This window comes from Actinosynnema pretiosum (assembly GCF_024171695.1).
GTDB classification, from domain to species: domain Bacteria; phylum Actinomycetota; class Actinomycetes; order Mycobacteriales; family Pseudonocardiaceae; genus Actinosynnema; species Actinosynnema pretiosum.
The window spans coordinates 1-14,451 of record NZ_JAMTCF010000038.1 but is presented as its reverse complement, the minus strand read 5'-3'; the positions used below and the strand labels follow the sequence as shown (position 1 = coordinate 14,451).

The following is a 14,451-nucleotide window of genomic DNA, read 5'->3' as shown; positions in this document are numbered from 1 at the left end:
GCGTCCGCCCCGCGTGACAGCGACCAACCCCCACCCGATCGTGGCACGCAGGCGTCCGGTCCGCCCCGGTTTCCCCCGCGCCCGCAGGGAACCGGCCTACACGTTGCGCCGGTACTGCCCCCCGACCTCGAAGAACGCCTCCGTCACCTGCCCGAGCGTGCACACCCGCGCCGCGTCCACCAGCACCTCGAACACGTTCTCCCCCGACGCCGCCGCCTCCTTGAGCCGCCGCAGCGCCTCCCGCGACGCGTCCGCGTTGCGCGCCGCGAAGTCGCGGGTCCGCTCCACCTGCGAGCGCTTCTCCTCCTCGGTGGCGCGCGCCAGCTCGATCACCACCGGTTCCCGCCCGCCACCTTCGGGCAGGAACGTGTTCACCCCGACGAGTGGCAGCGAGCCGTCGTGCTTGCGCTGCTCGTACAGCATCGACTCGTCCTGGATGCGCCCGCGCTGGTACCCGGTCTCCATCGCCCCGAGCACCCCGCCCCGCTCGGAGATCCGGTCGAACTCCGCCAGCACGGCCTCCTCCACCAGGTCCGTCAGCTCGTCGACCACGAACGACCCCTGCAGCGGGTTCTCGTTCGCCGACAGCCCCCACTCCCTGGTGATGATCAGCTGGATGGCCATGGCGCGCCGCACCGACGACTCGGTCGGCGTGGTCACCGCCTCGTCGTAGGCGTTGGTGTGCAACGAGTTGCAGTTGTCGTACAGCGCGCACAGCGCCTGCAGCGTGGTGCGGATGTCGTTGAAGTCCATCTCCTGCGCGTGCAGCGACCGCCCGGAGGTCTGCACGTGGTACTTGAACTTCTGCGACCGCTCCCCCGCGCCGTACCTGTCGCGCATCGTCACGGCCCAGATCCGCCGCGCCACCCGTCCGATGACGCTGTACTCGGCGTCCATCCCGTTCGAGAAGAAGAACGACAGGTTCGGCGCGAAGTCGTCGATCGACATCCCGCGCGCCAGGTACGACTCGACGTAGGTGAACCCGTTGGCCAGGGTGAACGCGAGCTGGCTGATGGGGTTCGCCCCGGCCTCGGCGATGTGGTAGCCGGAGATCGACACCGAGTAGAAGTTCCGCACCCCGCGCCGGATGAACCACTCCTGCACGTCGGCCATCATCCGCAGGCTGAACTCGGTGGAGAAGATGCAGGTGTTCTGCCCCTGGTCCTCCTTGAGGATGTCCGCCTGCACCGTGCCGCGCACGTTCGCCAGCGCCCACGCGGTCAGCTCCTCCCGCTCGGCCTCGTCGGGCTCGCGGTCGTGCTCGGCGCGGAACGCGTCCACCCGCTGGTCGATCACGGTGTTGAGGAAGAACGCCAGGATCGTCGGCGCGGGCCCGTTGATCGTCATGGACACCGACGTGGTGGGCGCGGTCAGGTCGAACCCCGCGTACAGGGCCCGCATGTCCTCCAGGGTCGCGATGGACACCCCGGACGTGCCGACCTTGCCGTACACGTCCGGCGGGGTGTCGGGGTCGCGCCCGTACAGGGTGACCGAGTCGAACGCGGTGGACAGCCGGGTCGCCGCCGAGCCCTGGGAGAGGTACTTGAACCGCCGGTTGGTGCGGAACGCGTCGCCCTCGCCGGCGAACATGCGCGCCGGGTCCTCGCCCTCGCGCTTGAACGGGAACACCCCGGCGGTGAACGGGAACCGGCCGGGCAGGTTCTCGGCGCGCAGGAACCGCAGCAGCGCGCCGGGCTCGTCGTGCCGGGGCAGCGCGACCCGGCGCACCCGGTTGCCGGACAGGGTGGTGCGGGTCAGCGCGGTGCGCAGCTCGCGGTCGCGGACCTTCACCACCAGCTCGTCGCCGGAGTAGTCCTCGACCACCGACGGCCAGGCCTCCAGCAGCTCGGCGACCGCCCCGTCGACGCGGCGGCGCGCGCCCACGATCAGCGCGTCCAGCGCGTCGGCGTCGTGACCTGCGGACACCAGCTCGGCGCGGGCGGCCTCCAGGTGCGCGACCCGGCGCACCGCGTCGACCTGGGTCTCGGTGGCGCGGTGGTACCCGCGCACCGTCTCGGCGATCTCGGCCAGGTAGCGGGACCGGGAGGCGGGCACGACGGTGGCCGCCGCCGTGGACACCCGGCCGCCCACCTGCGGCAGCGCGCCCTCGTCCAGCCGCAGCCCGTGCTCGGCCAGCCCGTCGCGCAGGTGCTGGTAGAGGGCGGTGACGCCGTCGTCGTTGAAGGTCGCGGCGCTGGTGCCGTAGACCGGCATGTCCTCCCAGGACGACCCGAACGCCTCCCGGTTGCGCACGAGCTGGCGGGCCACGTCCCGGCGCGCGTCGTCGGCCCCGCGCCGCTCGAACTTGTTGATCGCCACGGCGTCGGCGAAGTCCAGCATGTCGATCTTCTCCAGCTGGGAGGCCGCGCCGAACTCCGGGGTCATCACGTACAGGGACCGGTCGACGAACGGCACGATCGCCGCGTCGCCCTGCCCGATGCCGGGCGTCTCCACCACGACCAGGTCGAACCCGGCGGCCTTGCAGGCAAGGATCGCGTCGGCCAGCCCGTCCGGCACCTCGGACCCGGCGCGCCGGGTGGCCATCGACCGGAAGAACACCCGGTCGCCCTCCAGGCAGTTCATCCGGATGCGGTCGCCCAGCAGCGCGCCGCCGCCCCGGCGGCGGGTGGGGTCGACGGCGAGCACCGCGATGCGGAGCTTGTCCTGCTGGTCGAGGCGGAAGCGGCGGACCAGCTCGTCGGTGAGCGAGGACTTGCCGGAGCCGCCGGTGCCGGTGATGCCCAGCACGGGGACCCGGCGGGCGGTGGCGGCGGCCTCCAGCCCGGCGCGCAGCTCCTCCGGCAGGCGACCGGCCTCGGCCAGGGTGATGGTCGCGGCGAGGGCGTCGGCGCTGCCGGTGAGCAGGGCGGACCGGTCGACGCGGGCGGGGTCGGCGAGGTCGTGGTCGCACTCGCGCACCATCAGGTTGATCATGCGCGCCAGGCCCAGCTCCTGGCCGTCGGCGGGGGAGAAGATCCTGGTCACGCCGCGCTGGTGCAGCAGCTCGATCTCCTCGGGCACGATCACACCGCCACCGCCGCCGAACACCTTGACGTGGCCAGCGCCGCGCTCGCGGAGCAGGTCGACGAGGTAGCTGAAGTACTCGACGTGCCCGCCCTGGTAGGCGCTGATGGCGACGCCCTGCGCGTCCTCCTGGATCGCCGCGTCGACCACCTCGCGGACCGAGCGGTTGTGCCCCAGGTGGACCACCTCCGCGCCCTGCGACTGGAGGATGCGGCGCATGATGTTGATGGCGGCGTCGTGGCCGTCGAACAGGCTCGCCGCGGTGACGAAGCGGACCGGGTTGCGGGGCACGTGCGGCTGGGGAGCGGCGGTCACGTTCTGTCCTCCGACTTCGCTGTCGCGGGGGTGCGCGGTGGCCCCGGAGCCGCCGGGATCGCCGGTCGGCGGGGCCTGCGCCCGACGATACTAGGAAGTCCGTCTATCGGAAGTCGGAGGATTTCTGGTCACGGCCACCAGCCGGGGAATCCGGGGAGCGACCCTGCGCGCTTTTGCCTGCGGGGAGCGTGTAACTTGCGACCAAAAGGGGTAAGGACCATCGATGACCAACACACCGATCTACGACGAGTTGGCAGCCATCCACCTCGGCGACGGCACGACCGGTGAAGCGCCCAAGCCCGCGCCTGTCCCGGGCATCACCTCCGGGCTCACGCCCGGCCTCGGCACGCCCGGCGCGGGTCTCCCGCCCGCCGAGCCCGCCGAGCCGCAGTCGCGCTCCTCGGCGTCCGGGGGCGGGCGCAGGCGCAAGCCGGACCCGCAGGAGTGAGCGTAGAGCCGGAACGCCGAACGCGCGTGGCGTGACGCCGAACGGGTTCGGCCCGAGCCGCCGCCGAGCGGTTCCGGCGGCACCAGCACCACCCGGCAGCGCACCGACCGGCCACCGCCTCGGGCCCCTGCCGCCCCACGACCGGACCGTCACCGAGGACGGTCCGAAGGGGGAAGCCACGAGCTGCTAGCCCCGCTCCGCGGCGATCGCGCCGCCCGCCCCCGTGCCGTGGGGCGGACCGGAGTTCCCAGGGCCACGCCCCCGCGCCCCTCGCCCGCGGGGGTCGGCCCTCGAAAACCGCGGCCCCACCCGCGAAACCCGCAGGTCGGACCGCGAGAACCGCAGGTCACCCGCGCAGCTGCGGGAAGTCCTCCTCGCGGTGCTCGCCGTCGGGCCGCCCGCCGTCCTCCTGCTCGCGCAGCTCGACCCGGCGGATCTTCCCGGAGATCGTCTTGGGCAGCGGCCCGAACTCCAGCCGCCGCACCCGCTTGTACGGGGCCAGCCGCTCGCGCGCGTGCCGCAGCACCGCGAGCGCCGTCTCCGCCGTCGGCTCCCAGCCCGGCGCGAGCACCACGTGCGCCTTCGGCACCGCCAGCCGCACCGGGTCCGGCGAGGGCACCACCGCCGCCTCGGCCACCGCCTCGTGCTCCAGCAGCACGCTCTCCAGCTCGAACGGCGAGATCCGGTAGTCCGAGGCCTTGAACAGGTCGTCCGTGCGCCCGACGTAGGTCAGGTACCCGTCCTCGTCCACCGACGCGACGTCCCCGGTGTGGTAGTACCCGCCGCGCATCACCTCGGCGGTGCGCTCGGGGTCGCCGTGGTAGCCGACCATCAGCCCGAGCGGCCTGCGGGACAGGTCCAGGCAGATCTCGCCCTCGGTCCCCGGCCGCCCGGTGATCGGGTCGACCAGCACCACCTCGTAACCGGGCACCGGCCGCCCCATCGACCCCGGCTTGACCGGCTGACCGGGCGTGTTCGCGATCTGCACGGTCGTCTCGGTCTGCCCGAACCCGTCCCGCACGGTCACCCCCCACGCCTCCGCGACCCGCTCGATCACCTCGGGGTTGAGCGGCTCGCCCGCGCCGACGACCTTCTCCGGCGGCACCCGCAGCGCGGTCAGGTCGGCCTGGATGAGCATCCGCCACACGGTCGGCGGCGCGCAGAAGCTGGTCACCCCGCAGCGGTCCATCTCCGCCATGAGCCTGGCCGCGTCGAACCGGCGGTAGTTGTGCACGAACACCGTGGCCTCGGCGTTCCACGGGGCGAAGACGTTGCTCCAGGCGTGCTTGGCCCAGCCGGGCGAGGAGATGTTCAGGTGCACGTCGCCGGGGCGCAGGCCCTGCCAGTACATGGTGGACAGGTGCCCGACCGGGTAGGAGGCGTGGGTGTGCTCGACCAGCTTCGGCGCGGCGGTGGTGCCGGAGGTGAAGTAGAGCAGCAGGGTGTCGTCGGCGCGGGTGGGCGCGTCGGGGGTGAACGCGGCGTCGGCGCGCTCGCTGTCGGCGAAGTCGAGCCAGCCGTCGACCGGGGCGCCGACCGCGACGCGGGTGTAGTCGCCGGGGACCTCGGCGAACTTGGGCGCGTCCTCGCTGGTGACGACGACGTGCCTGGCGCCGCCGCGCTCGACGCGGTCCCGCAGGTCGGCGGGGCCGAGCAGGGTGGTGGCGGGGATGACGACGGCGCCGAGCTTCATCGCGCCGAGCAGGGTCTCCCACAGCTGCACCTGGTTGCCGAGCATGAGCACGACCCGGTCGCCGCGCTCGACGCCGACCGCGCGCAGCCAGTTCGCGACCTGCGCGGAGCGGCGGGACAGCTCGGCGAACGACCAGCGGCCCTCGGAGCCGTCCTCCTCCACGATCCACAGCGCGGTGCGGTCGTTGTCGCGGGCGATCTCGTCGAACCAGTCCAGGGCCCAGTTGAACTCGGCGAGGTCGGGCCAGGCGAAGCCCGCGCGGGCGGCGTCGTGGTCGTCGGCGTGCTGGAGGAGGAAGTCGCGGGCTTGGCGGAAGGTCATGCCGGAATGCTTGCTCCCACGGACCGGAATAGCCAGTGCCGATGGGGAAAAGCACAGGTGAACGGGCTTTTTGCCCAGTTCGCGGACGTCCCCCGAATTGTCCGCTTCCCACTGGACGGGAGGCAGGCCGTCCGGTCGGGGGTCGGCGGGGTCACCGGGCGACGGTCGTGTTCCAGGCGTCCACCAGGCCCTCGGCGGAGGGCGCGCGCAGCACCAGGACGGTCCCGCTCGCGGTGACCTCGGGCTCGGCCGCCGGGTCCAGCACCAGCACCACGCCCACCGAGGCCCGCGCGGCCTCCAGCACGAGCGCGGCCAGGTCCGCGCCCGGTCCGCTCACCGCCGCCAGCACGTCCAGGTCCCGGTCGGGGACGGTCGCGGCGGGGCGGTCGCCCGGCGTGAGCGCGACGTCGGCCAGCCCGGTGCGCGCGAGGTCGGGATCGTGCGCGGCCAGCTCCGCGTCCAGCGCTCCCCCCGTGGACAGCAGGTGCGCCGGGTGGCCGTCGTCGACCGCCGCGACCAGCAGCGACGCCGCGACCTCGACGGCGTCCTCGAACCCGGCGGGGTCCGGGTGGGCGGCGGCTCGGTCGTCCAGCAGCACGGCCAGGCGGGCGCGCGTCGGCGCGGCGTCCTCCCGGACCACCAGCGCGCCCGCCCGCGCGGACGCGCCCCAGTGCAGCCCGCGCAGCGCGTCGCCGGGCCGGTGCGGGCGCAGCCCGACCAGGTCCGCGCCCGCCGGGTCGACCAGCTCGTCCGCGCCGACCGGCCCGCGCCCGACCCGGCCGGGCATCCCGAGCACCGGCAGCACCCTGGGCGCCACCCGCACCTGGTCGACCTCGGGCAGCTCGGTCCGCGTCACCACGAGCCCGACCGGTCCGCGCCTGGTCAGCAGCAGCGGGCCGAGGTCGAGCACGCCGCGCCGGTCGGTGGGCACCGGGTACTCGGCGGTGGTCGTCCCGCCGGGGCGCAGCACCGGGAACCGGACCGGCACGTCCCGCCCGCCGACCCGCTCGGTGGCGGAGAACCGCGCGGTCAGCCGCCCGCCGGGGGCGGTCAGCTCGATCGTGCGGGTGCACGGGTCGAGCCTGCGCGCGGTCGACGGCCGCACGGTGCGGCGCGGGCGGGCGGGGACCTGGCGCGCGGCGAGCAGGAAGACCGCGCAGGTCAGGGCCACCGGGACCAGGCCGAGCGCGGCCAGCGCGGGGTGCAGGGCGCCCGCCGCGAGCAGCGCCGCGCCGACCGCGAGCACGGCCGCGCCCCGGCCGGTGAGGCGGACGCGGGTCACCGGGCGTCCAGGGCCGCGACCGCCTCGGCGAGCACCCCGGTCGTGGTGGCGCCCGCGAGCTGGGCCTGCCTGGTGAGCGCGAGGCGGTGCGCGAGGACCGGTTCGACCAGGTCGCGCACGTCGTCGGGCTCGACGGCGTGCCGACCGCGCGTGGCGGCCAGGACCTGGGCGCAGCGCACCAGCGACCGCAGGCCCCTGGTGCTGGCGCCCAGCCGCAGGCGGGGGTCGGTGCGGGTGCGGGCGGCCAGGTCGGTGAGGTGGCGCAGGACCGGCTCGGGGACGTGCACCGAGGCGAGCCTGCGACCGTGGTCGGCGACGACCTGCGGCGAGGTGACGGTGGGCACCGCGGGGACGTGGCCGGCGCCGCTGCCGGGGCGCAGGACGTCCAGCTCGTGCGGGGCGTCGGGGTAGCCGATCGCGGTGCGCAGGGCGAACCGGTCGAGCTGGGCCTCGGGCAGCCGGTAGGTGCCGTCCAGGTCGACCGGGTTCTGGGTGGCGACGACCAGGAACGGGGTGGGCACGGGGTGGGTGACGCCGTCGGCGGTGACGGTGCCCTCGGCCATGACCTCCAGCAGCGCGGACTGGGTCTTGGCCGAGGCGCGGTTGAGCTCGTCGGCGAGCAGGACGTTCGCGAAGACGGGGCCGGGGCGGAAGCGGACCTGGCCGGTCTGCGGGTCGTACACCGGGGCGCCGGTCAGGTCCGACGGCAGCAGGTCGGGGGTGAGCTGGACGCGCCGGGACACCCCGCCGAGGGCGGTGGCGACGGCGCGGGCGAGCGTGGTCTTGCCGGTGCCCGGCACGTCCTCCAGGAGCACGTGGCCGCCCGCGAACAGGGACACGAGCACCAGGTCGACGACCTCGCGCTTGCCGAGCAGGGCGGTGGCGACGGCGTCGCCGAGCCGGGTGTGCAGCTCGCGGAACGCCGCGATCTCGTCGACGCCGATCGCGGGGGTGGCAGTACTGGTCACCGGGCTCCTCGTTCGACCGGGGGCCGCGCCGCGCCCAGGGCGGTCGCGGTCGGGCAGGGGGCTCCGGCCGGACCACCGGCAGCACCGCCGCGCCCCGAGGGGCGTCCGGCCCGGAGGCGCCCATCCTGTCCCGCGCCGACCCGCTCGCGCCACCCCTTCGGGGGAACGTAGTGACCCGAACGTGCCCTCGGTCGGCCACGAGCCCGGTTCCACCGGCCCAGAGCGGCCGGGACGCGCCGAACGCGGGTCCGGACGCAAGATCCACTGTCAAGCCCCCCGAAGGGGCGCAGCGGGGCGCTGAGCGCGGGCCGCCGGACGGGTCTTGGACGGGCGCGGGCCGGGTCTCAGCAGTCGCCCTCGGCCTCGCGCTCGGCCTCGCGCTCGGCCCGGACCTGCGCGCACTCTCCGCTCAGGCCGCCGCTGATCGCCTGCGCGATCCGGTCGAGGTCGCCGAGCTGCTCGGGCGTGAGCACGTCGAACAGGTGCGAGCGCACGGCCCCGACGTGACCGGGGGCGGCCTCGGCGAGCGCGGCGAACCCGGCGTCGGTCAGCTCGGCGATCGACCCGCGCCGGTCGGAGGGGCAGGCCCGCCTGGCCACCCAGCCCTGCTTCTCCAGCTTGGCCACGGCGTGCGAGAGCCTGCTTCGGGACGAGTGGCAGAGATCGGCCAGTTCGCTCATCCTCAGAGCGCGGCCCTCGGACTCGGACAGGGCCACGAGGATCTCGTAGTAGGCCATCGGCATGCCGGAGTCGCGTTGGAGCTGGCGGTCCAGGTGCTCGGTGAACCGGGTCACGGCGGTCATGAAGGAACGCCACACGCGCTGCTCGTCCGCGCTCAACCACCGCACATCGCTCATCCCACCATCATACGTTGTTGGTTGAACTCTCAATCAGGTTGCGGTAGGTTGAAGTTGAGAGTTCAACCAGCACTACCGAGGAGGACAACCCGCATGACCTCGACGCAGATCCCCGGCTACCTGACCGGCTCCTGGGCGATCGACCCCGTGCACTCGGACGTCTCGTTCACGGTCCGCCACCTGGGCATCTCCAAGGTCCGCGGCCACTTCGGCACCTTCGAGGGCTCGGTCGTCACCGCCGAGAACCCCCTGGAGTCCACGGTCACCGCGACCATCGACGCCACCACCGTCGACACCCGCAACGCCGACCGCGACGGCCACCTCCAGTCCCCGGACTTCCTGGACACCGCGAACCACCCGAAGATCACCTTCACCTCGACCGCGCTGCGCGCCGAGGGCGAGGAGTACTTCATCGACGGCGAGCTGACCCTGCGCGGCGTCACCAAGCCGGTCACCCTGGAGGTCGAGGTGAACGGCTTCGGCGACGGCATGAGCGAGGGCTCCAAGGTCGCGGGCTTCACCGCCACCACCTCGATCAGCCGCAAGGACTTCGGCGTGACCGGCGGCGCGGCGGGCGCGGTCGTCAGCGACAAGATCGAGATCAAGCTGGAGATCGAGCTGGCCAAGCAGGCCTGAGCCCGCTCGGGGCTCAGGGCCCTGGCGCTGCCCGGCCGCGCTGCCCCGCATCGTCGCCCGGCCTCGTCGCCAGGTCTCGCGCCCTGGAGCTCACGCTCCGGGACCGTCGCGCGGTCGTTCGACCACCGGTCCACATCTAGGGGGATCACCTTCGGGTGGTCCCCCTAGATGTGTTCCTGACCCCCATCGACCGGGTCGCCATTCCGCTCATGGACCAACTCGGGGTACTTTTTCCGGACCTAATCCACCCGTCCAGGTGAACCAGGGGGTGGGTCCACCCGTAGTAGGTGGCGTGGAAGGTGTGGTGTCGCCTTCGACCGCTCCGAGCCGACGAGCCGCCGAGGACACGGTCCGCTCACGTCCCTGCCCCGCGTGGGTGACAACGGTCGAACGCATGGCACCATCTGGCGCACACGCGCCGGACGCTGGCGAGGAGGGATCGGTGTGAACGCCAAGACCGAGCAGGTCGACGACATCAGGCTCGTCGCGTTGCCCACGGCCGTCAACGTCGCGGAGATGTTCGTGCGCTTCTCGCTGAGCGAGTGGCGGCTGTCCGCGATGCGGGACGAGGCGGGCCAGACAGCGCGCAGACTCGTCGCCGCGGCGGTCGAGGTCGCCGACCAGTCGCAACCCGGCTTCCTGCTGGTGCGCCTGCGGCTGACCGGCCAGCACCTCGCCGTCGAGGTCGAGGCCGACCGCGTGGCGATGCCGCCGGAGCTGTCCGGGTCGCGGGCGGGCGTGGTGGACCTGACCGCGGGCGGCAAGCTGGTGTGGTGCGAGCTGGGGCTGCCGTCGGGGATGAACGCCTCGTCGGTGCCGCTGCCGCGCCGCGAGCCGAGGCGCTCCCCCGCCGCCGAGCGGTTGGGTGACGAGCCGGACGTCGATCCGGCGGTCATCCAGCGCATCCTGCACGGGTTGGGCGGGCAGCACGGCGAGTAGCCGGGCGCCCCGAGGACGAGCCGACGCGACGAACCCCGCCGTGACTTCCGTCACGGCGGGGTTTCGCTGTACGCGGGCCGGGGACCCTCGGCGGTCCGGCGCGCCTGGGACGGCGACGGGCGCCCCGCCGAGGTGAGGCCCCTCGCTTGACCGGGTGACTGTCCCTTGCCTGAAATGGTCGGCGGCATTAGCTCGACCGGGGACGCGCGTTTTTCGGGCGCGGGTGGCCCCGGCAGCGCCGAATTCCCGCCTCGGGTCGGCGGAATTCGCCGCTGCCGGGGTTTTCCGTCAGGTGACGTCGATCGTTTCCGGGGTGCGGGGCGCGCGGGTGAGGGCGGCGAGCGCGACGGCCAGCACGGCCATGCCCGCCCAGGACACCCAGGGCAGCCGCTCCCCCACGACGACCACGCCGAGCACGGCGGCGACGGCGGGTTCGGCGAGGGTGAGCGTCGTGGCCGAGGCGGCGGTGGTGCGGCGCAGGCCGTAGCCGAACAGCAGGTAGGACACGAACGTGGTGAACACCGCGAGGTGCGCGACCACGGCCAGACCGGCGGCCGAGACGATCCACGAGGTCCCCGCGACGAGCAGCACCGGCAGCACGAGCGCCGAGGCGCCCCCGAACACCACCCCCACGACCGCCCGCGACGGGTGGCCGAGGGAGATCAGGTGCGCGCAGACCGCCGAGTAGGCGGCGTACGAGAGCCCGGCGACGACCGCGAGCGCGACGCCGAGCGGGTCGATCCGGGTGGCGCCGGTGCTGCCGCCGAGGACGAGGAGCGCGCACCCGAGGACGGCGGTGAGGGTGAGGGCGGGGCGGGCGCGCAGGCCGAGGACGATCGGCGCGGTGGCGAGGGCCACGGTCGTGGCGACCGCCACGCCGGTCCGGGCGACCGCCGGGTAGAACGCGAGCGCGTACCCGGCGACGGTCACCGAGCCGAGCAGCAGGAGCCGCCGGTCGGCGCCCACGGCGACCGCTCGGGCGCCGGTCCCGGTGAGCAGGAGCAGCAGCCCGCCCACGACGAGCCCGGCCGAGCCGACCGCGATGGCCGGGGCGGAGGCGGGCGCGAAGGAGCTGGCGGTGCCGGTGGTGCCCCAGAGGGCGCAGGCGGCGAGGATCGGGAGGGGGCCGTGCAGGGGGTTGTTCGGGCGTGCGTGGGATGGCACTGGTGTCGTTCTCCGTCCACATCGACCGTCAGGGGGATGGGGGCGGGCGCACGGCTCTTCACGGGTCGACCGCTCGGGATCTCGGAGGGTCGCCTGGGATCTCGGGGTCGGCCCGGTGGCGTGCTCGGCCTCGGTGCGCCCGTTCAGGCGCCCGGCGGCGGGAGGACGACGTGCCAGTGCGTGTTCACGATCCGGATCGTAGCCGAGGCCGGTCAGGGGGCGAAGGTATCCTCAGATCATGGAAATCGACGTCGCGGATGGACTGCGGCGGTCTCTGGTGGTGTACAAGTTCGCGGTCGACGAGCTGATGACCAAGCTCCGCATCCTCAGCGAGGAGTTCGACCTCGTCCACCGGCACGACCCGATCGAGCACATCACGCAACGGGTGAAGCGCCCCGAGGCGATCCTGGCCAAACTGCGCCGCAAGGGCCTGCCGGAGGACCTGGACGTCGCCGGGGAGCACCTGGACGACGTGGCGGGGGTCCGCGTGATCTGCCCGTTCGTGTCGGACGTGTACCGCGTCGCCGCCATGCTGGGCAGGCAGAGCGACGTGGAGGTGCTGCTCACCAAGGACTACATCACCAACCCGAAGCCGAACGGGTACCGGAGCCTGCACGTGATCGTGCGCATCCCGGTGTTCCTGTCGGACCAGGTGGTGCACGTCAAGGTGGAGGTGCAGCTGCGGACCATCGCGATGGACTTCTGGGCGACGCTGGAGCACAAGCTGCACTACAAGTACGACCGGCAGGTCCCGGCGGGGTTCGTGGAGGAGCTCACCCGGACCGCCGCGATCGCGGCGGAACTGGACGACCGGATGCAGGCGCTGCACCACGTGGTGCAGCGGGGGGAGTGAGTCAGGGGCGCTTGCCCGCGTTGAGCGCCTTAAGGATTCGCTGCGCTTCACCTCGTTTGCCATGAGGAATCTTCTCGACCAACTCCTCAAGGGCTCGAATCGCCGTCCTCTTGCCGAAAATCCGAACTTCTTCTCTAAGATTTCCACTACCGGCAGCACGGTAGAGCATTTTTAGTGCCAGTTCGCCGCTTCTACTGGAATCAGCTACACAGGCAGCACTGTATGCCCTTTTTCGCAGGCTCCTCGATCCACCACTGACAGCAATCGAGGACCACGCCAAGAATCTACCCTCACGCGAGGAAATCGCCTTCAATGCCCCCTCCCGCAAAGTAGATCCCCCCATCCGCTTAAGGACCACTTCTAGCAAAAGTTTATCACCTACCCCCAGGTCAGCGACTTGAATCTTGATCAGCAGATCAAGTCGGGCAGCATCACTGAGTCCGCCTTCAGATAAAATACCTCGATAGAGTTCAACCCTAACCGAGTTCTGCAGCGGCGGAAATTCAGCCCCCACAGCCGCCAGGCGTAAAGTGAGCGGCACCTTAGGGTCGCGCGCCAACCTAACGAGATGCTTTACCGCTTCCCTATAGTGAAGCTTCCCCAGTTCGGCAATGGAACTTATCACCGAGGGATCTTGGGGAGAAAAAGAGAGAATGACGTCATTGAAGATTCCCAAAGCTTCAGGAAGGTCGCGATTAAACCGCGCGGCCTCCCACCGAAGATGCGACGGCAATTCTTTATCAGCCGCCATTTTCAGCAGCACTCCCACATCGCCATCAAACCCGATGGCAAGCAGATAAGACGCTTCATACCGAATCACCAGATCAAGACTCTGGTCGTACGCATAAACCTCTAGCGCAACTTTCAAATCACCCTGGCGAGTAGAGGGCCAGATATCAACGGCTTCCCAGCGCACCGCACGGTCTTTCAGAATCCCGATGAGATTTACCAGGAGTGCGACTCCACGCTCTGAGTCACGTTCCAGGACTCGAATTGCGGCATCTAGACGCAAACGCTCGTCCTGCTTGCACCAAGCAGTGGCCACGAGCTCCCACGTGTCGATAGCACGAGCAGAGTCATGATCATCGATAAGGTCGATCGCTTCCAAGCAGGTCGAGGAGTGCTTCGCCTTCTCAGCAATATTTTCACACAACCGCAGGGCTGCCTCACGGTCACTGTCTACGAGCATCGCCAAGAGCGTGCGCTTGGCCACTCTGCTGACCTTCCTGTCCTTGAGAAAGGCTCGAACCTCAGGTCTCGCCCGCTCCGGTGAGAGCTGGTACGCGAACCTCACAGCGTTATAACGCGGCTCCTCTTCGGTTTCGTCCTTCCCCGCCAGGTCAAGCATCAGGTCGAGCACTCGCTCCGATGAAAGCGCCATCAGCACGTGGGCCCAGCGATGCCACTCGTTCGGCGAGACGTTCCTGTCCAGAAGAGTCTTCACCTGATCGACGGCCTTGGTCTTAAGACTGTCCGACACCATGACGCCGTACTGCACGAGCTCGGCGAGGAACTCCAGTCCGTGGTCGCGGTTGTACCAGCGCAGTAGGGCGGCTAATTGCCTCGTCAGATCGTGCCCACGCTCCTGCCACAGGGCGACCAGCGCGACCGCTGCCCTCTGGCCGGCTAGTGGCTTGTCACGCAGCCCTGGCCGGGTAATCGGTCCAGGTGCGGATGGGTGAGTCGGTGGCGAAGCCGGTCTTGGGTCGGGCTCGGGCGTTGCGCCAGCGGATGAACGAGGCGATGGCAGCGTTCTGTTCGGTGTGGCTGCGGTGGTCGGTGCCGTTGAGGGCGAAGTAGCGCAGGGCGGCGAACTCGGACTCGATCCAGTTCAACCAGCTGGAGTAGATCGGCAGGAACACCAGTTCGGTGTTGTTGTCGGCGGCCCAGGCGCGGACGTCGGGGTGCCGGTGCGGGGAGAAGTTGTCCATGACCAGGTAGAGCAGCTGGT

12 protein-coding genes are annotated in these 14,451 nt (G+C 71.5%); 4 read left to right on the top strand and 8 right to left on the bottom strand.

What is annotated here, in order from left to right; all coding sequences use genetic code 11:
- Window positions 1-96 precede the first annotated feature (96 nt).
- Window positions 97-3,339 carry a fused isobutyryl-CoA mutase/GTPase IcmF gene (gene icmF / locus LV78_RS40140; RefSeq protein WP_253851459.1) on the bottom strand — a complete coding sequence of 1,081 codons (3,243 nt, stop codon included), beginning with the start codon at window positions 3,337-3,339 and terminating at the stop codon, window positions 97-99.
- Between the two features lie 223 nt (window positions 3,340-3,562).
- Between icmF and LV78_RS40135 the strand changes: the two genes are divergently transcribed.
- Window positions 3,563-3,787, top strand: coding sequence for a hypothetical protein (locus tag LV78_RS40135; RefSeq protein WP_253851458.1), 225 nt, complete (start codon window positions 3,563-3,565; stop codon window positions 3,785-3,787).
- A gap of 346 nt (window positions 3,788-4,133) precedes the next feature.
- Here the strand turns inward: LV78_RS40135 and LV78_RS40130 are convergent, their stop codons facing one another.
- From LV78_RS40130 to LV78_RS40115, 4 genes are all read right to left on the bottom strand, one after another.
- On the bottom strand, window positions 4,134-5,801 hold the full coding sequence (locus LV78_RS40130) for an AMP-binding protein (protein WP_253851457.1): 1,668 nt from the start codon (window positions 5,799-5,801) through the stop codon (window positions 4,134-4,136).
- A 151-nt stretch (window positions 5,802-5,952) separates the two neighbouring features.
- On the bottom strand, window positions 5,953-7,083 hold the full coding sequence (locus tag LV78_RS40125) for a DUF58 domain-containing protein (protein ID WP_253851456.1): 1,131 nt from the start codon (window positions 7,081-7,083) through the stop codon (window positions 5,953-5,955).
- Entirely contained in the window at window positions 7,080-8,051 is a 972-nt protein-coding gene (locus LV78_RS40120; RefSeq protein WP_253851455.1) for an AAA family ATPase, read from the bottom strand. The genes LV78_RS40125 and LV78_RS40120 overlap by 4 nt, the downstream gene beginning before the upstream one ends.
- A gap of 344 nt (window positions 8,052-8,395) precedes the next feature.
- On the bottom strand, window positions 8,396-8,908 hold the full coding sequence (locus LV78_RS40115) for a MarR family winged helix-turn-helix transcriptional regulator (RefSeq protein WP_253851454.1): 513 nt from the start codon (window positions 8,906-8,908) through the stop codon (window positions 8,396-8,398).
- Window positions 8,909-9,001: 93 nt separating this feature from the next.
- On the opposite strand from LV78_RS40115, the gene LV78_RS40110 reads away from it, so the two are divergent.
- Together LV78_RS40110 and LV78_RS40105 are read left to right on the top strand one after the other, a co-directional pair.
- Window positions 9,002-9,544, top strand: coding sequence for a YceI family protein (locus LV78_RS40110; protein ID WP_253851453.1), 543 nt, complete (start codon window positions 9,002-9,004; stop codon window positions 9,542-9,544).
- A 444-nt stretch (window positions 9,545-9,988) separates the two neighbouring features.
- A complete protein-coding gene (locus tag LV78_RS40105) occupies window positions 9,989-10,483 on the top strand; it encodes an ATP-binding protein (RefSeq protein WP_253851452.1) in 495 nt (164 codons plus the stop codon).
- A gap of 288 nt (window positions 10,484-10,771) precedes the next feature.
- On the opposite strand, the gene LV78_RS41415 is transcribed toward LV78_RS40105, so the two are convergent.
- The gene (locus tag LV78_RS41415; protein WP_308208814.1) at window positions 10,772-11,647 is read right to left on the bottom strand and encodes an EamA family transporter; all 876 of its coding nucleotides are present in this window, start codon (window positions 11,645-11,647) and stop codon (window positions 10,772-10,774) included.
- Window positions 11,648-11,885: 238 nt separating this feature from the next.
- Here LV78_RS41415 and LV78_RS40090 point away from each other — a divergent pair, with 238 nt between their 5' ends.
- A complete protein-coding gene (locus LV78_RS40090; protein WP_253851451.1) occupies window positions 11,886-12,500 on the top strand; it encodes a GTP pyrophosphokinase in 615 nt (204 codons plus the stop codon).
- Window position 12,501: 1 nt separating this feature from the next.
- Here LV78_RS40090 and LV78_RS40085 read toward each other — a convergent pair whose 3' ends face one another.
- Both LV78_RS40085 and LV78_RS40080 read right to left on the bottom strand, forming a co-directional pair.
- Window positions 12,502-13,998, bottom strand: coding sequence for a hypothetical protein (locus LV78_RS40085; RefSeq protein WP_253851450.1), 1,497 nt, complete (start codon window positions 13,996-13,998; stop codon window positions 12,502-12,504).
- 139 nt (window positions 13,999-14,137) lie between these two features.
- A partial coding sequence (locus LV78_RS40080; RefSeq protein WP_253851449.1) for a transposase occupies window positions 14,138-14,451 on the bottom strand: 314 nt, incomplete at its 5' end.